Genomic DNA, 20374 nt, shown 5'->3' with positions numbered 1-20374 from the left:
CGCCGGACCAGGCCGCTCCGGTCAGTGCCGGGTCCATCAGTGCCAGGCCGTCTTCGACGTCCTGATCAAACGTCCGGCGTGTCTCCGTCGTCGCCGCCCCCTTTTGAGGGCGATGTCTCTACGTTTCGGGGGAAAGCCCACATCGCTGCGTCCCCGCCCCCTTAGAGCGCCAGCCCGGCCAGCCCGGGCAGGTGGGAGCGGGCCGCGGCGCGCGCCTCCTGCGCGGAGACGGCGGCCAGCGCGGCCTGCGCGGCCAGCAGGCACTGCTCACGGGTGTGGCGCGACAGCGCGGCCCGTACGGCGGGCAACGCGGGGGCACCCATCGACAGTGAGGTGACGCCCAGCCCGACCAGCACGCAGGCGAGGACCGGATCACCCGCGGCCTCCCCGCACACCCCGCACGGCTTGCCGCGCTCGGCGGCTCCGGTCGCGGCCAGCGCGACCAGGTCGAGCAGCGCCGGCTGCCAGGCGTCCTGCAGCGCGGTCAACATGCCGACCTGGCGGTCGGCGGCAAAGGTGTACTGGGCCAGGTCGTTGGTGCCCAGAGAGAAGAAATCGGCCTCCGCGGCCAGATCGGAGGCACGCAGGGCGGCCGACGGGATCTCGATCATCACACCCGCGGACGGCAGTCCCGCCTCCCTGCAGACCGCCACGTACCAGGCGGCCTCCTCGGCGGTGGCCACCATCGGGGCCATCACCTGAAGCTTGGCCGAGGACTGGGAGGCGGCCCTGGCGAGAGCGCCGAGCTGCGCGTTCAGGATCTGCGGGTACGCCCGGAGAAGCCGGAGGCCGCGCTGCCCGAGCGCCGGATTGGGCTCGTCCTCCTGAGGCGGTAGGAAGGCGAGCGGCTTGTCCGCCCCCGCGTCGAGTGTCCGCACGACCACCCGGCCGCCCGGAAAGGCGTTCAGCACGTCCAGGTACGCGGCCTCCTGCTCCTCGTCGGACGGCGCCGACATCCGGTCGAGGAAGAGGAATTCGGTCCGGTAGAGCCCGATGCCCTCCGCGCCGTACTTCAGCGCGGCGTCCACGTCGCGTGGCCCGCCGATGTTCGCCAGCAGCGGCACCGCGTGCCCGTCGGAGGTCATCCCCGGTCCGGTGACGGCCGCGAGCACGGCCTCCCTGGCGGAGGCGGTGTTCCTCGCCGTGGTCACCTCCTCCGCCAAGGGCGCGGGCCGTACGAGACCGGAGGCCCCGTCCACCAGCACCGGCACGCCGTGCGGGATCGAGGTCGCCTCGAGACAGGCGACGACCGCCGGCACCCCCAGCGCGCGGGCGAGGATCGCGGTGTGGCTGGTCGGCCCGCCCTGCTCGGTGACGAAGGCGGCCACCACGTCCGCGGACAGCAAGGCGGTGTCGGCGGGCGCCAGGTCACGGGCGACGAGGACGTACGGCTGCTCCGCGAGGGACGGCAGCCCGGGCATCGGCAGACCTTCCAGCACCGCGACGGCCCGGTCCCTGACGTCGTCCAGATCCGCGGCGCGCTCGCCCAGGTATCCCCCGGCCCCGACGAGCATCTCGCGGTATCGGCCGAACTCCTCGTAGACCGCGCGGGCCGCGCTCCGGCCCTCGTCGATCAGCTCGGCCACACCGGTGGCGAGACCGGGGTCGCGCGCCATCATCGCCTGGGCGCCCAGGATCTCCTGAGCCTCGCCGCCCACCCGGGCACCCCGTTCCTCCAGGTCGGCGGCGACCTCCTCCAGCGCCTGCGTGGCCCTCGCCCGCTCGGCCCGGGCGTCCCCGTCATGCCGGGCGCCGGGCGGGGGCACCGGGGTGTCATGTGTGAGAACGTAGGCGGGCCCGAAGCCGATCCCCGGGCTCACCCCCACCCCTGTGAGCGCGCTCATGGTGCCGACGCGATGACGGCGAGCCGGTCCAGGACCTCGTCCGCGCCGTCGCCGTCGGCCTTGATCACCACGATGTCGCCCTTCCTGACGTCGAGCGACAGGACGGCGAGAATGCTCTTGGCGTTCACCGGCTGCCCGGCCCCCTTGGCGATGGTGACGTCCAGTGGGGCCTCCGCCGCGGTCTGCACGAACGTCGCCGCGGGACGGGCGTGCAGACCGACCTCGGCCTCAACCGTGACTTGGCGCTCGGCCACGTGCTCCTCCTGCAAAAGTAGGCCGGGCGGTACGGCCCGCCCGGCTCATTGATCGGTCCATGAAGGCCGTCCGGCCGGTGACCGCGGGAACCGTCTCACCAGGTTCCGTTCCTGCATGACCCATCGCCATGCCCGCGGTCGTCACTACGCCCACAGTGGTCGCTACGTCCACCGGAAGAGTTCGCTTCCCGCACGGACCTTGCCGTCGACGAGCGCGGCGACGGAACCCTCGGCCGCGTCCAGCGCCACGACCGGGCATACGGGAGAACGCCCGCCGGCCTCGATCTCCGACGGGTCCCAGGCCACCACGGGCTGTCCCGCGCTCACCCGGTCCCCTTCGGAGGCCAGCAGTTCGAAACCCGCGCCCTTGAGCTGCACGGTGTCGATGCCCAGATGGACCAGGACCCCCCGGCCCTCGTCACCGACGACGACGAACGCGTGCGGGTGCAGCTTGACGATCGTGCCCGCGATGGGCGAGACCGCCTCACCGGGCGCCCTGTCCGGCTCGATCGCCATTCCAGGCCCGACCATGCCTTCGGCGAACACCGGATCGGGCACTGCCCTCAGGCCCAGGGCTACCCCCGTGACCGGGGCCAGAACTGTGGTCATCACACCTCTTCGAATGGTCCCGCCCGCGAGAGCGGGGACGGCCCGGCCTTCTCAGCCGATGATGTCCTCGATGTCGCTGGCGATCGTGTCCGCCTCCGGACCCACGACCACCTGGACGACGTTGCCCGCGACCATGACGCCGTGCGCCCCGGCCGCCTTGAGAGCCGCCTGATCGACTCTGGAGGCGTCGCGCACCTCCGTGCGCAGCCGGGTGATGCAGGGTTCGATCTCGATGATGTTGCCCGCCCCACCGAGACCCGCGATGATCGCATCGACGTTGGCCGCCATGTTGCCCTCCAGTTGTGATCGCTCTGCGCACAGGCTAAACGACACCGCGAGATCAGTCGGTCTGGGTCACCTTGTTGAGACCGCGGGGCGCGTCGGGGTCGATTCCCAGCCTGCGCGCGAGAGCCTCGGTCAGCAACTGGCCGGGGACGATCAGGCCGAGCGGAGCGATCCATTCGGGGAGGTCGGGGCCGTTCAGGGCGGCGGTGGAGACCGCGGACAGCGCGGTGCCGCCACCGACGGTGAAAGCCGAGGCCCCGGCGCCGGTGACCCGCTCGGCGAGTGCCACGGTCCCGGCCAGGGTCGGCCCCTCGCCGGACGCGACCAGGAGGGCCGGGGTGTCGGCGTCGACCACGGCGATCGGACCGTGCAGCAGGTCGGCGTAGGACAGGCCCATGGCGTGCAGGTAGCACGCCTCCTTGAGCTTGAGCGCCAGTTCGAGCGCGGTGGAGAAGGCCAGGCCGCGGCCGGAGACCACGACGCCCGGCTTGTCGGCCAGCCCCTCGACGACCTCCTCCAGGGCGCCCGGCTCCGCGATCAGTTTCTCCACCGCGTCCGGCACCCGCTGCAGATCGGCGGGGTTGACGTCCGCTCCCAGGCCGAGGCCGAGCACGGCCAGCGCGGCGAGCTGGGTGGTGTAGGTCTTGGTGGCCGGGACGGCCTTCTCCTCGCCCGCGAGGGTGCACAGGGCGAGGTCGGCGGCCTGGGCGAGAGGGCTCTGCTCGCCGCCGTTGGTGATGGCGACGGTACGGGCGCCGCAGTCCTTGGCCCAGGCGAGGGTCTCGACGATCTCCTCGGTGCGGCCGGACTGGGAGAGCGCGACGGCCAGGACGCCGTCGAGATCCAGCTTGCGCCGGTAGGTGGTGGCGATCGAGGGCGCGGCGAGCGTGGACAGGCGGCCTGTGTGCGCCTCGGCCAGGTAGCGGCCGTAGACCGCGGCGTTGTCCGAGGTGCCACGGGCGATGAAGAGCAGCTGGCGGGTCTGTCCCGCGAGCCGCTCCACCTCGGCGACCCTGGGGAGGAGGGCATCCAGAGTGGCCCGCAACGCAGCGGGCTGCTCGGCGATCTCGCTGCGCATCTTGGTCGTCATGTAACGCTCATCCTTCGGTTCGGTCTGGCGAGATCGGGCCGTTATCGATCCGTCGCCGGTCCGTACATTGACACCCTTTTCCGGCCTGTGGTCTAGTCCGGACTAGACCAGTACGAACCATAACTCATCTCTACGCCCCAGATCGAGAGGGGAGGATCTCATGGTTCAGATCGACCCTGACAGCCCGGTACCGAAGTACTTCCAGCTCCGGGAGATCCTGCTCGACCTCATCGAGAGCAACGAGCTGGCGATCGGCATGGCGATCCCGTCCGAGCGCGAGCTCTGCCAGCGCTTCGGGCTGTCCCGTATGACGGTGCGGCAGGCCGTCGACCACCTGGTCTCCGAGGGCAGGCTGCAGCGCGTGGCGGGCAAGGGCACCTTCGTCGCCCACCCGAAGATCGAGATGGCTCTCCGGCTGACCTCCTTCAGCGACGAGATGCGCGCCCGGGGCATGGAGCCCGGGTCACGCGATCTGGACCGCCGGATCGTCAGGGCCAGCGCGCATCTGGCCAGAGAGCTCGGGATCAGGCCCGGAGACGAGGTGCACTTCATCGAGCGGCTGCGCACCGCCGCCGACGAGCCCATGTGCATCGAGCGGGCCCACATCCCGGTCTCCCTCGCGCCCGACCTGCACACCCACGACCTGACCGGCCGCTCCCTCTACGCGCTGCTCGAAACCCGCTACGGCCTGGTGCTCGACGCGGGCGAACTGACCATTGACGGCGGCATCGCCGACCCCGGAGACGCCGACCTGCTGAAACTGCCACGCGGCGGAGCCGTCCTGCTGCTGCAGCGACGCTCCTTCGCCGGAGGCGTCTGCGCCGAACTCGGAGTCTCCACCTACCGCGCCGACCGCTACCAGCTCCGCACGGTCCTGGAGCTACCGGCGCGCCGCTCCTGACCTCCTCCCTACCCCCACCCCCTGGAGGAAAGTCCGATGAGTACCACCACAGCGGACGCGGGCCTTCCCGCGTCCTCGTCCGGATCCGCCGTTATGAGCGTGCTCCAACGTCTGGGCCGCTCCCTCATGTTGCCGATCGCGGTCCTTCCCGCCGCGGGACTCCTGCTCCGGCTCGGGCAGGACGACCTCGTGGGCCGGACCGACAACCCCCTGCTCGACGACATCGCCCATATCCTCGGCACCGCGGGCGGCACGCTCTTCGACAACCTGCCCGTCCTGTTCGCGATCGGCGTGGCCATCGGGTTCGCCCGCAAGGCCGACGGCTCCACCGCACTGGCCGGGCTCGTCGGCTACCTGGTCTTCCACGCCGTCAGCATGACCATGTTCTTCAACCTGTTCGACGACAAGCTGAAGGCCACGATCTCCAACCAGCTGTTCGACCCGGCCAACCCGGGCGTCCCTCAGGTGGCGCTCAACCTCGGTGCGCAGAACCCGACCCGGGTGCTCGGCGGCATCGTCATGGGCATCGTGTCCGCGCTGCTCTGGCAGCGCTACTACCGCACCAAGCTGCCGACCTGGCTGGCCTTCTTCAGCGGCCGCCGGCTCGTGCCCATCCTCACCGCCCTCGCCGGTCTCGTCCTCGGCGTGGTCTTCGGCTTCATCTGGCCCGTCCTCGGCAGCTGGGTCCGCGCCTTCGGCACCTGGCTCGCCGAGAACAGCACGGTCGGCGCCGGGATCTACGGCATGGTCAACCGCGCGCTGCTCCCGCTGGGTCTGCACCACATCGTCAACAACGTGGTCTGGACGCAGGTACCGGACTGCGTGGTCAACGGCAAGCAGCTCGCCGGTGACCTGGTCTGCTTCAACAACGGCGCCGTGGGCTTCGGCGGCTTCGAGGCCGGTTTCTACCCGATCCTCATGTTCGGCCTGCCCGCCGCGGCGGTCGCCATCTGGCGGGCCGCCCCGGCGCACCGCCGTACCGCCGTCGGCTCGATCATGATCTCCGCCGCGCTCACCGCGTTCCTCACCGGGATCACCGAGCCGATCGAGTTCGCCTTCATCTTCGTGGCACCCGTGCTGTTCGTGGTGCACATCGTGCTGACCGGCCTCTCCCTGGCGATCGCCTCCGTCCTCGGCGCCAAGCTCGCCTTCAGCTTCTCCTCCGGGCTGATCGACCTCGTCCTGTACGGCACCGCCCCCAACACCCGGGGCGTCCCGATCCTCATCGTGATGGGCCTGGTCTACGCGGCGATCTACTACCTCGTGTTCAGCTTCCTGATCAAAAAGCTGAACATCATGACCCCGGGCAGGGAGCCCGAGCCCGACGTCGACTCCGGTGAGACCGCCACCGCGTCCTCCACCCCCACGACCGCAGATCCGGCCTGAACCGATCCGGCCGTCCGGGAACGGGTGACACCCCGCCCCGGACGGCCCGGCCGTGTATCCACCGCACCGTGTGGTAGATACCAACCATCCCCCTCGTACGGCATGCACGCGGAGGGCGGGGATGAGCACGGCAGCCGTGGAACACGGTCCGTCGATGTGGTCGTCGGTCTTCGCGGTCCTCCAACGCATCGGGCGCTCGCTGATGATGCCGATCGCGGTGCTGCCCGCCGCCGGTCTGCTGCTCAGATTCGGCCAGGACGACCTGCTGGGCCGGACCGACAACGCCTTTCTCGACCAGGTCGCCGGCATCTTCGCCGCTGCGGGCGGCGCCCTGTTCGACAACCTGCCGCTGCTGTTCGCGGTCGGCGTCGCCATCGGGTTCGCCCGCAAGGCCGACGGCTCCACCGCGCTCGCCGCCCTGGTCGGCTACCTGATCTTCGACCGGGTCAGCAGGACCCTGTTCTTCACCGCCTCGCCGGCCTCAGAGGTCTACAAGAAGATCGCGCTGAACGTCGTGGGACCTGACGGGCGCCCCCTGCCCGCCCTCAACCTCGGCGTGCAGAATCCCACCGGAGTCCTGGGCGGCATCGTCATCGGCATCACCGCCGCCCTGCTCTGGCAGCGCTACTACCGCATCAGGCTCCCCTCCTGGCTCGCCTTCTTCGGTGGACGCAGGTTCGTCCCCATCGTCACCGCCGTCGCCGCATTGCTCCTCGGCGTACTTTTCGGCCTGCTCTGGCGGCCGGTCGGCGACTGGCTGGCGGGCGTCGGGGACTGGCTGGCCGGCCACGGCACCGTGGGCGCGGGCATCTACGGCGTGGCCAACCGCCTGCTCATCCCGATCGGCCTGCACCACTTCCTGAACACGATCGTCTGGTTCACCCTCCCCGAGTGCCGGGCCGGGGTCGACGGCGCGACCAGGAACGCCTCGGGCGATCTCAACTGCTACTTCGCCGGTCAGGACGGCGCCGGGATCTTCATGACCGGCTTCTTCCCGATGATGATGTTCGGCCTGCTCGGGGCCGCCATCGCGATGTGGCGGGCGGCTCCGCCGAGCAGGCGCGCGGCCGTCGGCGGCATCATGCTGTCGGCCGGCCTCACCTCGTTCGTGACCGGCATCACCGAACCTCTGGAGTTCGCCTTCATCTTCGTGGCGCCCGTGCTGTTCGTGGTGCACGCCCTGCTGACCGGCCTGTCGATGGCCCTGATGGCCGAACTGGGGGCCCGGCTCGGGTTCACCTTCTCCGCGGGCGGCATCGACATGCTCCTCAACGCGGGCAAGGCCAACACCCACAGGCTCGGGCTGATCGTCATCTTCGGACTGATCTACTTCGTCGTCTACTACCTGCTGTTCAGCCTCCTGATCAGGAGGCTGAACCTGGCCACGCCAGGCTGCGAGCCGGACGACGCCGACGCCCCACCGGGTACGGCCGCCGCCGGCCCTCCCGTCCCCTGAACGGCGTTTCGGCCGCCCGCGGCGGATCGCCGTTCATTCCGGAACCCGTTCTCCGGTAGGCGGGGACTGATCCAGCTTGAGGTGATCTTCTCCACCTAGCCGGGCGAAACGACGGGGATCACGAGGAAGTTGGCGCCCGATGTATCTGGACAGGGGACCGGAAACTCCTAGATGCATCAGTTCAGCCGACGAAAATCGGAGTTGCCATGTCCCGTATTCCACGGCCGGTCCCACTCCCCCGGATCGCGCCGTCCCTTTTCGCCGAACCGCCCTACGACGACGAGCGTCCCGCCGCGGACATCCCTGCCGCCCCGCCGTACGTCCAGGGAACGCTCGCCCTCCTCTGCGAGCCCGAGCCCGCAGAGGAGGGCCCTGCCCGGGAACCACTGATCTGGGGGCCACCGGGTGCGATCCCCGACGAGCGACGGCTGCGGGCCCTCGGCCAGGCCATCGCCGAGATCCTGTCCGGCAGGCGGCCGCCTTCGAGCGTCTCCTCGCAGCTGGCCGACCGCACCCGCGCCGAACTGGTCAGGAGCGGAAAGATCATAAACTGTGCGCGGCCACCGCTGGTCGGCACACCGCACATCTCCCAGCCGAAGGACGGGGTCGTGGAGATGTGCGTCCTGGTGCACTGCGGTGACCGGCCGCGTGTGCTGGCGCTGCGCCTGGAGCGCAGGGGCGTGCAGTGGCTGTGCACCGACTTCGAGACGACTCCCTGACCGCATGCCGTACGGCGTGAAAACCGGTGAAAGCCGGAAGGGCCCGCACCTGGTGCGGGCCCTTCCGGATCAAGCGGTCAGCGGTCAGACCTGGATGTTCTTGGGGTCGCCGTGGCAGCGCTTGTACTTCTTACCCGAGCCGCAGGGGCACGGGGCGTTGCGCTCGACGTTGCCGTAGGCGTCGCGCTCTTCCTTGGTGCTGATGCGGGTGTGCTCGACCTCGCCGCTCTCACCGGGCGCGGTGTACTCCAACTCGGAGGGGCGCTGCGGGCCACGGAGGCCGCGGGCGATGATGGAGCGGGTCTCCGAGATCGCCGCGTCCTCGTGGTCGTGGTCGTGGTCGTGCTCCTCGACGATCGGGTTGGTCTGCACCTCGACTTCGAGGTTGAACAGGTAACCGACCGACTCCTCCTTGATGCCCTCGAGCATCTGGGAGAACATGTCGAAGCCCTCACGCTGGTATTCGATCAGAGGGTCGCGCTGCGCCATGGCACGCAGGCCGATGCCCTCCTGGAGGTAGTCCATCTCGTAGAGGTGCTCGCGCCACTTGCGGTCGAGGACCGACAGGATGACCCTGCGCTCCAGCTCCCGCATCGCCTCGGCGCCGAGCTCCTCCTCACGGCGGTCGTAGGCCGCGGCGGCGTCGGCCTTCACCTTCTCGGCGAGGAACTCCGCGGTGAGCTCCTCACGGCTGCCGGCCTCCTCGAGGACGCCGTCGATCGTGAGGGTGAGCGGGTAGAGCTGGCCGAGCGCCTTCCACAGCTTGTCGAGGTCCCACTCCTCGGAGAAGCCCTCGGCGGTGGCGCCGGCGATGTATTCGTCGACGACGTCGTTGACGAAGCCGCGGATCTGCTCGTGCAGGTCGGCGCCCTCCAGCACCCGGTGACGCTCGGCGTAGATCACCTTGCGCTGCCGGTTCATGACCTCGTCGTACTTCAGAACGTTCTTGCGGATCTCGAAGTTCTGCTGCTCGACCTGGTGCTGTGCGGAGGCGATGGCCTTGGAGACGATGCCCGACTCGATCGGGACGTCGTCCGGGATGTTCAGCCGCGTCATGATCATTTCGACCCTGGCCGAGTTGAACAGGCGCATGAGGTCGTCTTCGAGCGAGAGGTAGAACCGCGACTCGCCCGGGTCGCCCTGACGGCCGGACCGGCCGCGGAGCTGGTTGTCGATCCGCCGCGACTCGTGCCGCTCGGTGCCCAGGACGTAGAGGCCGCCGATCTCGGTGACCTCGTCGTGCTCGGCCTTCACGGCCTCCCTGGCCTTCTCCAGCGCCTCGGCCCAGGCCTTGTCGTACTCCTCGGGGGTCTCCACCGGGTCCAGGCCGCGGTTGCGCAGCTCTATGTCGGCACGGAAGTCGGGGTTGCCGCCGAGCATGATGTCGGTGCCTCGACCGGCCATGTTGGTGGCGACGGTGACCGCGCCCTTGCGGCCCGCCTCGGCGATGATCGCCGCCTCACGGGCGTGGTGCTTGGCGTTGAGGACCTCGTGCTGGATGCCCTTGCGCTTGAGCTCCTTGGACAGGCGCTCGGACTTGGCCACGCTCGTGGTGCCGACCAGGACCGGCTGGCCCCTCTCGTAGCGCTCCTTGATGTCCTCGACACAGGCCAGGAACTTGGCGTCCTCGGTCTTGTAGACCACGTCGGCCTGGTCCTTGCGGATCATCGGCCGGTTCGTCGGGATCGGGACGACGCCGAGCTTGTAGGTCTGGTGGAACTCGTTGGCCTCGGTGACCGCGGTGCCGGTCATGCCGGAGAGCGTCTTGTAGAGGCGGAAGTAGTTCTGCAGCGTGATCGTGGCGAGAGTCTGGTTCTCGTCCTTGATCTTCACGCTCTCCTTGGCCTCGATGGCCTGGTGCATGCCCTCGTTGTAACGGCGGCCGTGCAGGACTCGACCGGTGAACTCGTCGACGATCAGGACCTCACCGTCGACGACGATGTAGTCCTTCTCCTTCTTGTAGAGCTCCTTGGCCTTCAACGCGTTGTTGAGGAAGCCCACCAGGTGGGTGTGCTCGGGCTTGTAGAGGTTGTCGATGCCGAGCCAGTCCTCGACCTTCTCCACACCGGTCTCGAAGATGCCGACGGTGCGCTTCTTCTCGTCGACGGCGTAGTCGCCGGTGTTCTCCTCGCCGTCCTTGCCCTCGGTGCCCCTGCGGAGCCGGGGGACGATCTTGGCGAACTCGGCGTACCACTTGCCGGACTGCTCTCCGGGGCCGGAGATGATCAGCGGCGTCCTGGCCTCGTCGATGAGGATCGAGTCGACCTCGTCGACGATGGCGAAGTTGTGGCCGCGCTGGACACACTCCTCCAGCGACCAGGCCATGTTGTCGCGCAGGTAGTCGAAGCCGAACTCGTTGTTCGTGCCGTAGGTGATGTCGGCGTTGTACTGCTTGCGGCGCTCGTCAGGGGCCATGTTCGCCAGGATCGCGCCGACCTCGAGGCCGAGGAAGCGGTGGATGCGGCCCATCTCGTCCGCGCCGACCTTGACCAGGTAGTCGTTCGTCGTGATGACGTGGACGCCCTTGCCGGAGATGGCGTTGAGGTAGGCCGGAAGCGTACAGGTGAGGGTCTTGCCCTCACCGGTGCGCATCTCGGAGATGTTGCCCATGTGCAGGCTGGCCCCGCCCATGATCTGCACGTCGAAGTGGCGCTTGCCCAGCACACGCCGGGAGGCCTCGCGGACGGTGGCGAAGGCTTCGGGGAGCAGATCGTCGAGCGACTCACCCGTGGCGTGACGCTCCTTGTACTCGGCGGTCAGCGCACGGAGCTCGGCGTCGGTCAGGCTCTTGAAGTCGTCCTCAATGGAGTTGACCTGGTCGGCGATGCGCTTGAGCTTACGCAGAAGCTTGCCTTCGCCTGCGCGAAGAATCTTATCGAGAAAGGCTGGCACTTTAGGTAAAGCTCCTCGCAGGTCTTCCGTGGCCGGACCGGCCCGGATGAGGACGAGACACGGTTCTCCGCTGCCATCGTAGGCGGTTCTACCACCAGGCACAGCCACCCTGAAAGACGCATCGGGCGTCTGCGGAGTTCCTCACGCCCTTTTTATAGGGAGTAGTGACCACCCTAAAGGGTATGTCAGTTTGCAAACGCGCATCGTGAAGAGGCTGAGCATACGGCGCGTCGCCCCCCGGCGTCGCACTCTGGAGGAAGACACCGCGACGGTGGACGACGCGCCTCAGGTGGCCCATACGGGCAGGGCGCCGTCCTCGACAACCCGCGCGCGCCGTACCGGCCACCCCACGAGAGCCGGCCCGAATGACACCGGCGTAGCTCTTTTGTCGGTGTGGCGCGCTACCCTCTGCGTCATGCTGACGTTCCGCCGCCCGCCGGGCTCCCTCCCCGTCCTCTGCGGCCTCCCCCGCCTCCCCGCAGGCCGATCATGACGGTCACGCTCTCCGCCGACGAGGCACGCCGGATCATCCTCCGCGCCCAGGGCCTCCTGGGCGCCGACGTCCGGCGCGGCGGCGCCCCCGCGACACTGCGCCGGCTGGGAGCCGTCCAACTCGACACGATCTCCGTTCTGGCCCGCTCCCACGAGCTCGTCGCCTACGCCCGCCTCGGTGCCGTCGGCAGGCAGGATGTCGAGCGCGCCTACTGGGACGATCCGGCCCAGGCCTTCGAATACTGGTGTCACGCCGCGTGCGTCCTGCCGATCGACCACTGGCCGCTCTACGCCTTCCGGCGCAGGTATTTCCGCGCCAGGAAGTACCGCTGGCACGAGCTTCCCGACAGCGTGGACAAGATTCTGGAGCAGGTCCGCGACAACGGCCCCATCACCACCGCCGACATCGGGGGCGCCAAGAAGGGCGGCCCGTGGTGGGACTGGTCGGATTCGAAGATCGCCATCGAGTGGCTGCTGGACACCGGCGCGGTCGTCTGCACCCGCCGCGTAGGCTGGCGCCGCGTCTACGACCTGGCCGAACGCGCGATCCCCGCCCACCTCCTGGCCGAAGACCCCTCCGACGCCGAGTGCGTCGCCCGCCTCGCCGGGATCGCGGGCCGCGCCCTCGGCGTGGCCACCCGGGCCGACCTCGTCGACTTCCTCCGCCTCAAACCCGCCGCGGCCACCCTTCTCGACGGTGCGCTGCTCGACGGGGGCGCCGGTCTCACCCCGGTCCGGGTCTCCGGCTGGCCCGACCGGGCGGCGAACGCGTGGGCCGATCCCGCCGCCCTGGAGACCGATCCGCGTGGCCGCCACCGCACGACCCTGCTGTCGCCGTTCGACTCCCTCGTCTGGGACCGCGCCCGGACCGCCCGCGTGTTCGGCTTCAACCACCGCCTTGAGGCATACGTCCCCAGGGAGAAACGCGTCCACGGCTACTTCACGATGCCCGTCCTCGCCGGAGGCCGGCTGGTGGGCCGGGTCGACCCGGCACGCGAGGGTTCCACCCTGGTCGGCCGCCAGGTCAGCCTGGAGCCCGGCGTCAACCAGCGCAGGGGGGCCGGCCTGCTGGCCGACGCCCTGTGGGAGGCCGCGAGCTGGGTGGGCTGCGACGGCGTCCGCGTCGACCGGGTGGACCCGCACCTGTCGGCGCCCCTCCAGGACGCCCTGGCCCGTTGACCCCCGACTCGCGGGTGCGGCGCCCCGGCTCCGGGGCGCCGCACCCGGCGCGTCAGGTGATCTCGAGCATCCGCTCGCGGACCGCGTAGACCACCGCTTCCATCCGGGAGTGGAGCTGGAGCTTGTCCAGGATGTTGCGGACGTGGTTCTTCACGGTGTTCTCGGAGATGAACAGCTGCTTGGCGATCTCGCGGTTGTTCATCCCCTTGGCCACCAGGCGGAGCACCTCCATCTCCCGTTCGGTCAGGCGGGGGACGGGGAGCTGGGGAGGCCGCTCGGCCTCCTTGCGGCTCATGTTCGCGAACTCGCTGATGAGCTTGGCAGCCATCGCCGGGTTGATCAGCGACTGTCCCTCGTGAACACCGCGCACGGCCTCGGGGACCTCGTCGAGCTGGACGTTCTTCAGCAGGTAACCGGTGGCGCCCGCCTTGATCGCCTCGAAGAGGTCCTCCTCCTCGTCGCTCACCGTCAGCATGATGATCCGCGTGCTCGGCACCGAGGCCTTGATCTCGCGGGTGGCCTCGATGCCGCTCCTCCGGGGCATCCGGACGTCCATGAGCATGACATCGGGGGTGAGACGGTCGGCGAGCTCGACCGCTTCCTGGCCGTCGCTCGCCTCGCCGACCACCTCGATGTCCGTCTCCGCGGCCAGGGCCATTTCCAGGCTGCGCCGGATCAGCGCGTGATCGTCGACGATCAGCACGCGGATCGGGTCACCGCTCCTGACAGGGCGGGTCGCCTCGTCGGGTTCCGTCACGCCTCCTCCTCGGGGGGCCAGAGCCGTTGGACCGCAATGATTACACGGGTTGACGGGTCCTCGGGTTGGTCGGAGAGGATCTTCAAACGCGTCGATCAGGGTTCGACGAGACGCAGCACGCCGTAGTTGTAGCCCTGCCTCAGGTATACGACGCTCGGCTGGCCGCTCTCTTTGTCACGGAACAGGTAGAAGTCATGCCCGACCAGCTCCATCTCGAGGAGGGCCTGATCGATGGTCATCGGATCGGCCCGGTGGGTCTTCTCCCGGACCACCAGCGGCCCGTCACCGTCCATCTGGATCGGGACGATGGCCTTGTCCTCGGGAGAGCCGTCCTGGGAGTCCTGATCGGGCCTGGCGCCGGCGAACAGCCGTGCGGGCGCGGACTCGAGGGTCTCGGCGAGGGCGGTGGCGGTCAGCTCGGCGACGGACGGGGGGCAGTGGCTGCCGTGGTGGACTTTGCGCCGGTCAGCGAGGCGCCGGAGCCTTCCTTCGAGTTTTCCGAGGGCGATGTCGAGGGCGGCGAAGCGGTCGTCGGCCGTGGCCTCGGCCCGGACGGCGGGACCACGCGAGTGAATGGTGAGCTCGACCCGCTCGCGCTGTCCGGTGATTCGCGGATTACTCTCCTTGGTCACCTCCACGTCGACGCTGATGAGCTTGTGGTCCAGACGCTCGATCCTGGCCAGCTTGGTGTTCACATGGTCGCGGAATCGGTCACTCACTCCGGTGTGCCGACCCTTGACGATGATGTCCATGCACGGACCCCCTTCGAACCTCGGCGATGGTAGTGCTGCGGCACCCGCTCGGCCGACCTGGTCTTCGTCCCCACATCCGCCTGCTGAGGGTTTCGCAGCTCTTTGCCACTACATGCCCTTCTCTTCTGGCGAGGAACATCTGGCTCCCCGGGAAGGCAGGACTTACCTCTAAGCCGCACCGTGATCGACCGACGAAAAGTCGTCTTACGTGGACCGTTTGGCCTGCGGCTGGCATCGGCTAACCGGGCCGGCTCTCTTACGGGAGTCGGTCCGGCGCAACCACGGACCCGAGCGGGTGCCATGGCTCAGACGCTATCCGCATCCCGGCCGAATGTCAGCCTGGACACCGGCCGATGGATCACTTTGCGTGATCACTCACCGTCCGCGGGCGGCCGGAAAGGCCGATCCGGCCGTGTGATACGGCTGCACGCGAGAACTTTCCGAACATGGTGAACAGCCACGAGTCCACAACGGGGACAGAGAGGTGTGGCTCCGCGGTGAGACCGATCGCCCGCCCGCCCCTCACCCTCCGTAACGGGGAGGAACTTCCCTCTTCCGGCGTGTCGCGGCGACGGTGACGGCGAACGGAACCGTCACGCCCGCCTCGCCCAGTGCCCTGGCCGCCTCGGCGAGCGTCGCACCGGTGGTGATGATGTCGTCCACCAGCACAACCGGCCCCATGCCGCTCCAGGATCTCACTGCAGACCCGTTTCGGCCGGTCGCAACCCTGAATGCCATGGACAGGTTCGCGGCCCGCTGCAGCGAGCTCAGGCCCGCCTGGTCGGCGACCCTGCGACGCTGGGAGAGGACTCCCGCCACGGTCACCGGCCACCCGGCCGCGCGCAGGCAGCCCGCCGCCAGCTCCGCCAGCCGGGCCACCGGGTCGTGCCCGCGCCGCCGCACAGCGGAGCGGGCGCTCGGCACCGGGACGAGCACGACCGGCCGGTCGCCGACCGCGGTGGCGATCGTCAGCGCGAGGGCCCCGGCGAGGGAAGGGGCCAGCGCGGTGCGGCCGCGCTCCTTGTAGGCGATGATCGTCCGTCGCGCGGCGCCCGTGTAGCCGGTCGCCGACCAGCAATCGGGCAGGCCGGGCGGGACCGGGGTGGGCATCCGGCGCGCGGGCTCGCCGTGCAGCTCCGCCGTACAGCGGGCGCAGACGAGGGCCCCGGAGGCGTCGCATCCGGCGCAGCGGGGCGGCAGGACCAGATCGAGCAGGGCTGTCGGCACAGGTCCACGGTGCCAGGCGCCACCGACAAACAGCTCACCCCAGCGGGTAGGCGGGGGAGGAGGGGCCGTCCTTCTCCGCGAAGGCCGTGGATCCCCTCTCGTCCTTGACCACGGGCTCCCACTTCGCCGAGTTGCGGTTCCAGGAGAGGACCTGGCGGTTGCCGTTGTCGTCTTTGGCCCCGGCCAGCAGGGAGCCGTCCAGAGCGGTGATGGTCTCGATCCGGGAGTTGGAGGCCAGGGACTTGGGCTCGTCGGAGGCCGAGGCCTCCAGCAGCTCGGACTTGCCGGTGAGCACGTAGAGGGACCTGCCGTCCTTCCACGCGATGTCCTTGATCGTCTGGCCGCCGTCGCCGGACACCACGGACTGCAGGTCGGTGATCCTGGTGTCGCCGTCCCGGCCGACGATCGTACCGATCTTGACCTGCTCCTCCATGCCGTCCTTGACCACCACCGCGATGTGCACCCCGTCCCGCGCGACCTTGAGCGAGGTGACGTAGACCGTGTCCAGGTCGGGCGCCGTGACCCGGTACTGCTTTCCGTCGTTCCCCATCCGCAGCACCGCCGAGGAGTGGTCACTGGGCCGGTCGACCGTCCACAACGTGTCGTAGCGGTCCCATGAGGGCGGGGTGAGGGAGCCGCCGGTGATCCAGTCCCGCCACTGCCCGCCCGCGGCGAGCGGCGCGACCGAGATCTTCGCACCGTCCTTCGACAGCACCGCCACCTGTCCCTGGTAGCTGATCGCCGGGCGGGTGCGCGTGTCGTCCATCCCGCCCTGCACCTGACGGCCGACGTTCTCCCTGCCCAGCAGCCAGAGCGCGCCGCCGGCCAGGTAGTAGGGGTGGACCTCGCCGGGAGTCATCCAGGGGTCGAAGTCCGACTGCGCCTGGGCTTCGATCTGCAGCGTGGTGTCGGAGTAGTAGGGCTCGCCCTTCACCCTGACCTCGAAGCCCCAGCCTCCGTTGGTGAGCTCGGAGAGCGTCGCGGCGAGCTGGGCCGACATGGGGACGACCCGGTCGGAGTCGACCGGCTTGGTCAGGTTGACGACGACGCGGTTGTCCTCGGTGGTGACGTCGATGAGCTCGGTGCCCGGCCGGAAGGCGGAGTTCACCGCCTTCCGCAGCAGGCTGCTCGGCCCCTTGAGCAGCCGCTCGACCGTCGTCTTGGCGAAGTTGGAGGAGGGGTCGATGGGCACCCGGACCTGGTCGACCACCAGGCCCTTCCACGCCGAGTCCAGGAAGTAGAGGTCCACCTTGAGGTAGGCGCGGTCGACGTCGGCCTCCGACAGCATCAGCCCGTCGGGCGCCGAGCTGATCCGCCACCCGTTCGGCCCCTTCACAAGGGTGAAGGGCTCGTTCAGGGTGGTGTTCATCGGCCAGTAACGGCCGTCCTGGTCGATCGTCGCCGTCCAGGTGCCCTTGAGCGTGACCCGGCTCTCCTTCTCTCCTTCGTCCGCCGGCACGTATTCGTCCTGCTTGTAGACCGTCACCTTGCTCCGCGGGTTCCACTTCTTGGCGAAGTCGTCGGTGAGGTATTTACGGGCGACCTCGCGGCTGGGGTCGTCGACGCTCGCCATCGCGGCCCTGAACCCGGTGACGACCTCCTCGGCCGACCAGCCGGCGCTCGGCGGCATGGCGATCACCCGCACGTACGGCTCACCCAGCGGGTTGCCCTTGCGCTCGTTGTCCACCGCGATGGCCTTGCCCCCGGTGGGGATGACCGAACACGCCGCCCCACCCCAGGCCAGCGCGACGGCCAGGCCGACCGCGCCCACCCGTCTCCCTGTCTTAGACCGCATCGTTCCCCCCGTCCGCGATCGCCGGCGACAGCACCGGGGTCATGTGTCCCCGCCAGGCCCGCCGCATCTCCACCTCCGGCGGGACCAGCGAGAGCGGCGAACCGCGCAGCGGCGAACCGGCCGTCCGGGGCAGCGAGAGCCGGAACTGCGACCCCTCCCCCGGCGACCCCCATGCCTGGAGCCAGCCCCCGTGCAGCATCGCGTCCTCACGGGAGATCGCCAGGCCCAGGCCGGTGCCGCCGATGGTCCGCGCACGCGAGGGGTCGGCCCGCCAGAACCGGTCGAAGACCAGGTTCTCCTCGCCCGGTTTGAGTCCCACCCCGTGATCTCGTACCGCCACCGCCACCGCGTCCCGGTCCGCGCCGACCGAGACGATGATGTCCCGGCCCTCGCCGTGCTCGATCGCGTTGAACAGCAGGTTGCGCAGGATGCGCTCGACCCGGCGGCTGTCCATCTCGGCCATGCAGGGCTCGCTGGGCAGGCGGAGGTCGAACCGGGTGGAGTGGCGCTCGGCCAGCGCCTCGGAGTCGGCCACGGCGCGCAGCACCACGTCCCTGACGTCCACCGGGTCGACGTCCAGCTCGGCCGCGCCCGCGTCGTAGCGGCTGATCTCCAGCAGGTCGGCGAGCATCGACTCGAACCGGTTGAGCTGGTTCTGCATCAGCTCGGCCGAACGGGCGGCCATCGGGTCGAAGTCCTCGCGGGCGTCGTAGAGCAGGTCGGCGGCCATCCGCACGGTGGTCAGCGGGGTGCGCAGCTCGTGCGAGACGTCGGAGACGAACTGCCGCTGGACGTGGGAGAGCTCCTCAAGCTGGTGGATCTTCAACGCCAGGTTGGCGGCCATCTCGTTGAAGGAGGTGGCCAGGCGGGCCAGGTCGTCCTCGCCCCGGACCTTCAGCCGCTCGTCCAGGCGTCCGGCGGCCAGCCGCTCGGCGGCCTGGCGCGTCAGCCGTACCGGCGTGACCACCTGGCGGGTGACCAGGGAGGCGATGGCGGCCAGCAGCAGGACCAGTGCCACCCCGACGACGACGAGCATCCGCAGGACCGAGTTGAGGGTCTCCTCCTCCTTGTCCAGCGGGATCAGATGGTAGATCTCGTATCCGTCGTCCAGCATGGTGCCGGAGGTGTCGAGGCGGGTGCCGACGACCACGCCCCGCACCGGCTCGTTCCGGTCCTCGTAGTACAGGTCCCCGTAGTGGGTGCTGTCCTCGCCGGACTCCTTTTTGAACACCTCGTTGCGCAGGCTGGCCGGGATGCTCCTCGGGTCGATGTTCGGGGTGCCGTAGAACTCCCCGGGCCGGTTGTCGTTGCGGGCGAGCACCGAGTAGCGGGGGGCGGATCCGGCACGCCCGGCGAGAGCGTAGATCGCCTGGCTGAACAGGCTGTCCCCGCCCCGCTGGAGCCCGTCACCGGAGTCGACGGACGGCTTGGAGGCGTCGCCGGGCGGCTGGTTCAGGTAGCTGAGCACCGCGATCCTGTCGGCCTGCGCCTCGCTTTTCGCCGCGCGCTCCCGAGCCTCCAGCGTGGTCGAGATGATCTGCTGCATGAGGAAGACGCCGAGCACGGCGACCACCGCGATGGAGATGACCATCGTGCTGGTGACCACGCGGAGCTGCAGGGAGCGCCGCCAGACCCGGCGCACGCCCCCCGCCGCGCGACGGGCGCGCCTGCGGACACCCCGCATCACCTGACGCGGGGTGCGGCGGCGTTTCTTCTGCAGCGAGGACATGTCCGGCTCCCGGGGGGACCCGCGCAGGTCAGGCCGGGCCTGCCTTGTAGCCGACCCCGCGGACCGTCACGACGATCTCGGGGTGCTCGGGGTCCTTTTCGATCTTGGCGCGGAGCCGCTGGACGTGCACGTTGACCAGGCGGGTGTCGGCCGCGTGCCGGTATCCCCAGACCTGCTCCAGCAGGACCTCGCGGGTGAAGACCTGGCGCGGCTTACGGGCCAGCGCGACCAGGAGGTCGAACTCCAGCGGGGTGAGGTTGATGGTCTCCTCGTCCCGCTTGACCGAGTGCCCGGCGACGTCGATGGTGATGTCGCCGATCTGCAGGATCTCCGGCGTCGGCTCGTCGGTGCGGCGCAGCCGCGCCCGCACCCGGGCCACCAGCTCCTTGGGCTTGAACGGCTTGACGATGTAGTCGTCGGCTCCCGACTCCAGGCCGAGGACGACGTCGATGGTGTCGCTCTTGGCCGTCAACATGACGATCGGCACGCCGGACTCGGCACGGATGCGGCGGCACACGTCGATGCCGTCGGCACCCGGCAGCATCAGATCGAGCAGGACCAGATCGGGCCGGGTGTCGCGGAACGCGTCGAGCGCCTTGTCCCCGTCGGAGACGAAGGAAGGCTCGAAACCCTCCCCGCGCAGCACGATGCCGAGCATCTCGGCGAGAGCGGCGTCGTCGTCGACGACCAGCACGCGTCCTTTCATGGCCCCTCATTCGTTTTACGCAGTTTGGGAGTCTTTGGGATAAACGGCACGGTGGTCGAAGATTACCCTTGTCCGGCTACTGGATGACACCAGCCAACGGCCAGCCATCCAAAGGCCGAATTTTAGGCACACGCAACCTAAAGCATGCGGCAGTCCCCCCTGCATGACCGACTCCGGCCCTGGCGACTGCGAACGCCAAGCGGAGGTGGTCACGTTCCCAGTCTGGTGTAAACGACGGTGTCTCGGCCATCCCTCCGTCATCTCCGTCGATCTCGTGCCGGGTGAAACCCTGGTGTGATCT

The 20374-nt window shown here is 69.4% G+C and carries 17 protein-coding genes; 5 read left to right on the top strand and 12 right to left on the bottom strand.

The genetic code is table 11. The features are described 5' to 3' along the window. Positions 1-161 precede the first annotated feature (161 nt). From ptsP to FHR32_RS20775, 5 genes are all read right to left on the bottom strand, one after another. Positions 162-1844 carry a phosphoenolpyruvate--protein phosphotransferase gene (gene ptsP, locus FHR32_RS20795; protein WP_184755821.1) on the bottom strand — a complete coding sequence of 561 codons (1683 nt, stop codon included), beginning with the start codon at positions 1842-1844 and terminating at the stop codon, positions 162-164. Next, positions 1841-2098: an HPr family phosphocarrier protein gene (locus FHR32_RS20790; RefSeq protein WP_184755820.1), complete on the bottom strand. Its 258-nt coding sequence runs from the start codon at positions 2096-2098 to the stop codon at positions 1841-1843. Before FHR32_RS20790 ends, ptsP begins: the two co-directional genes overlap by 4 nt. Positions 2099-2260: 162 nt before the next feature. Beyond that, the gene (locus FHR32_RS20785) at positions 2261-2707 is read right to left on the bottom strand and encodes a PTS sugar transporter subunit IIA (protein ID WP_184755819.1); all 447 of its coding nucleotides are present in this window, start codon (positions 2705-2707) and stop codon (positions 2261-2263) included. 51 nt (positions 2708-2758) lie between these two features. Then, the gene (locus FHR32_RS20780) at positions 2759-2995 is read right to left on the bottom strand and encodes a PTS sugar transporter subunit IIB (RefSeq protein WP_184755818.1); all 237 of its coding nucleotides are present in this window, start codon (positions 2993-2995) and stop codon (positions 2759-2761) included. A gap of 52 nt (positions 2996-3047) precedes the next feature. Next, the gene (locus tag FHR32_RS20775) at positions 3048-4082 is read right to left on the bottom strand and encodes an SIS domain-containing protein (RefSeq protein ID WP_184755817.1); all 1035 of its coding nucleotides are present in this window, start codon (positions 4080-4082) and stop codon (positions 3048-3050) included. 160 nt (positions 4083-4242) lie between these two features. Here FHR32_RS20775 and FHR32_RS20770 point away from each other — a divergent pair, with 160 nt between their 5' ends. The 4 genes from FHR32_RS20770 (at position 4243) to FHR32_RS20755 (ending at position 8544) form a co-directional block, all read left to right on the top strand. Beyond that, positions 4243-4983 carry a GntR family transcriptional regulator gene (locus tag FHR32_RS20770; RefSeq protein ID WP_184755816.1) on the top strand — a complete coding sequence of 247 codons (741 nt, stop codon included), beginning with the start codon at positions 4243-4245 and terminating at the stop codon, positions 4981-4983. Between the two features lie 36 nt (positions 4984-5019). After that, positions 5020-6369 carry a PTS transporter subunit EIIC gene (locus FHR32_RS20765; RefSeq protein ID WP_184755815.1) on the top strand — a complete coding sequence of 450 codons (1350 nt, stop codon included), beginning with the start codon at positions 5020-5022 and terminating at the stop codon, positions 6367-6369. Between the two features lie 121 nt (positions 6370-6490). Next, positions 6491-7825, top strand: coding sequence for a PTS transporter subunit EIIC (locus tag FHR32_RS20760; RefSeq protein WP_184755814.1), 1335 nt, complete (start codon positions 6491-6493; stop codon positions 7823-7825). A 206-nt stretch (positions 7826-8031) separates the two neighbouring features. Then, positions 8032-8544 (top strand): Rv3235 family protein, encoded by a 513-nt coding sequence (locus tag FHR32_RS20755; protein ID WP_184755813.1) that lies wholly within the window; start codon positions 8032-8034, stop codon positions 8542-8544. An 84-nt stretch (positions 8545-8628) separates the two neighbouring features. Here FHR32_RS20755 and secA read toward each other — a convergent pair whose 3' ends face one another. Continuing rightward, positions 8629-11436, bottom strand: coding sequence for a preprotein translocase subunit SecA (secA, locus tag FHR32_RS20750; protein WP_184755812.1), 2808 nt, complete (start codon positions 11434-11436; stop codon positions 8629-8631). Between the two features lie 489 nt (positions 11437-11925). Between secA and FHR32_RS20745 the strand changes: the two genes are divergently transcribed. Further along, a complete protein-coding gene (locus FHR32_RS20745) occupies positions 11926-13107 on the top strand; it encodes a winged helix-turn-helix domain-containing protein (protein ID WP_184755811.1) in 1182 nt (393 codons plus the stop codon). 52 nt (positions 13108-13159) lie between these two features. Here the strand turns inward: FHR32_RS20745 and FHR32_RS20740 are convergent, their stop codons facing one another. From FHR32_RS20740 to mtrA, 6 genes are all read right to left on the bottom strand, one after another. Further along, positions 13160-13864 carry a response regulator gene (locus FHR32_RS20740; RefSeq protein WP_184755810.1) on the bottom strand — a complete coding sequence of 235 codons (705 nt, stop codon included), beginning with the start codon at positions 13862-13864 and terminating at the stop codon, positions 13160-13162. 95 nt (positions 13865-13959) lie between these two features. Continuing rightward, positions 13960-14616: a ribosome hibernation-promoting factor, HPF/YfiA family gene (gene hpf, locus FHR32_RS20735; RefSeq protein ID WP_184755809.1), complete on the bottom strand. Its 657-nt coding sequence runs from the start codon at positions 14614-14616 to the stop codon at positions 13960-13962. Positions 14617-15138: 522 nt separating this feature from the next. Further along, positions 15139-15843, bottom strand: coding sequence for a ComF family protein (locus FHR32_RS20730; RefSeq protein WP_184755808.1), 705 nt, complete (start codon positions 15841-15843; stop codon positions 15139-15141). Positions 15844-15877: 34 nt separating this feature from the next. After that, positions 15878-17638 carry an LpqB family beta-propeller domain-containing protein gene (locus FHR32_RS20725; RefSeq protein WP_184755807.1) on the bottom strand — a complete coding sequence of 587 codons (1761 nt, stop codon included), beginning with the start codon at positions 17636-17638 and terminating at the stop codon, positions 15878-15880. Then, complete coding sequence (gene mtrB / locus FHR32_RS20720; RefSeq protein ID WP_184755806.1) at positions 17628-19367, bottom strand: MtrAB system histidine kinase MtrB; 1740 nt, start codon at positions 19365-19367, stop codon at positions 17628-17630. Before mtrB ends, FHR32_RS20725 begins: the two co-directional genes overlap by 11 nt. A gap of 28 nt (positions 19368-19395) precedes the next feature. Continuing rightward, entirely contained in the window at positions 19396-20073 is a 678-nt protein-coding gene (mtrA, locus tag FHR32_RS20715; RefSeq protein ID WP_012888151.1) for an MtrAB system response regulator MtrA, read from the bottom strand. Positions 20074-20374: the final 301 nt, after the last annotated feature.

Source organism: Streptosporangium album (assembly GCF_014203795.1).
In the GTDB taxonomy this organism is placed as follows: domain Bacteria; phylum Actinomycetota; class Actinomycetes; order Streptosporangiales; family Streptosporangiaceae; genus Streptosporangium; species Streptosporangium album.
This window is presented reverse-complemented; position numbering and strand designations above follow the sequence as displayed.

What these genes read in the sequence shown, in the direction of transcription:
- ptsP (WP_184755821.1), bottom strand. Translation starts at nt 1,844, where the DNA reads ATGAGCGCGCTCACAGGGGTGGGGGTGAGCCCGGGGATCGGCTTCGGG.
- FHR32_RS20785 (WP_184755819.1), bottom strand. Translation starts at nt 2,707, where the DNA reads ATGACCACAGTTCTGGCCCCGGTCACGGGGGTAGCCCTGGGCCTGAGG.
- FHR32_RS20780 (WP_184755818.1), bottom strand. Translation starts at nt 2,995, where the DNA reads ATGGCGGCCAACGTCGATGCGATCATCGCGGGTCTCGGTGGGGCGGGC.
- FHR32_RS20775 (WP_184755817.1), bottom strand. Translation starts at nt 4,082, where the DNA reads ATGACGACCAAGATGCGCAGCGAGATCGCCGAGCAGCCCGCTGCGTTG.
- FHR32_RS20770 (WP_184755816.1), top strand. Translation starts at nt 4,243, where the DNA reads ATGGTTCAGATCGACCCTGACAGCCCGGTACCGAAGTACTTCCAGCTC.
- FHR32_RS20765 (WP_184755815.1), top strand. Translation starts at nt 5,020, where the DNA reads ATGAGTACCACCACAGCGGACGCGGGCCTTCCCGCGTCCTCGTCCGGA.
- FHR32_RS20760 (WP_184755814.1), top strand. Translation starts at nt 6,491, where the DNA reads ATGAGCACGGCAGCCGTGGAACACGGTCCGTCGATGTGGTCGTCGGTC.
- FHR32_RS20755 (WP_184755813.1), top strand. Translation starts at nt 8,032, where the DNA reads ATGTCCCGTATTCCACGGCCGGTCCCACTCCCCCGGATCGCGCCGTCC.
- FHR32_RS20745 (WP_184755811.1), top strand. Translation starts at nt 11,926, where the DNA reads ATGACGGTCACGCTCTCCGCCGACGAGGCACGCCGGATCATCCTCCGC.
- hpf (WP_184755809.1), bottom strand. Translation starts at nt 14,616, where the DNA reads ATGGACATCATCGTCAAGGGTCGGCACACCGGAGTGAGTGACCGATTC.
- FHR32_RS20725 (WP_184755807.1), bottom strand. Translation starts at nt 17,638, where the DNA reads ATGCGGTCTAAGACAGGGAGACGGGTGGGCGCGGTCGGCCTGGCCGTC.
- mtrB (WP_184755806.1), bottom strand. Translation starts at nt 19,367, where the DNA reads ATGTCCTCGCTGCAGAAGAAACGCCGCCGCACCCCGCGTCAGGTGATG.
- mtrA (WP_012888151.1), bottom strand. Translation starts at nt 20,073, where the DNA reads ATGAAAGGACGCGTGCTGGTCGTCGACGACGACGCCGCTCTCGCCGAG.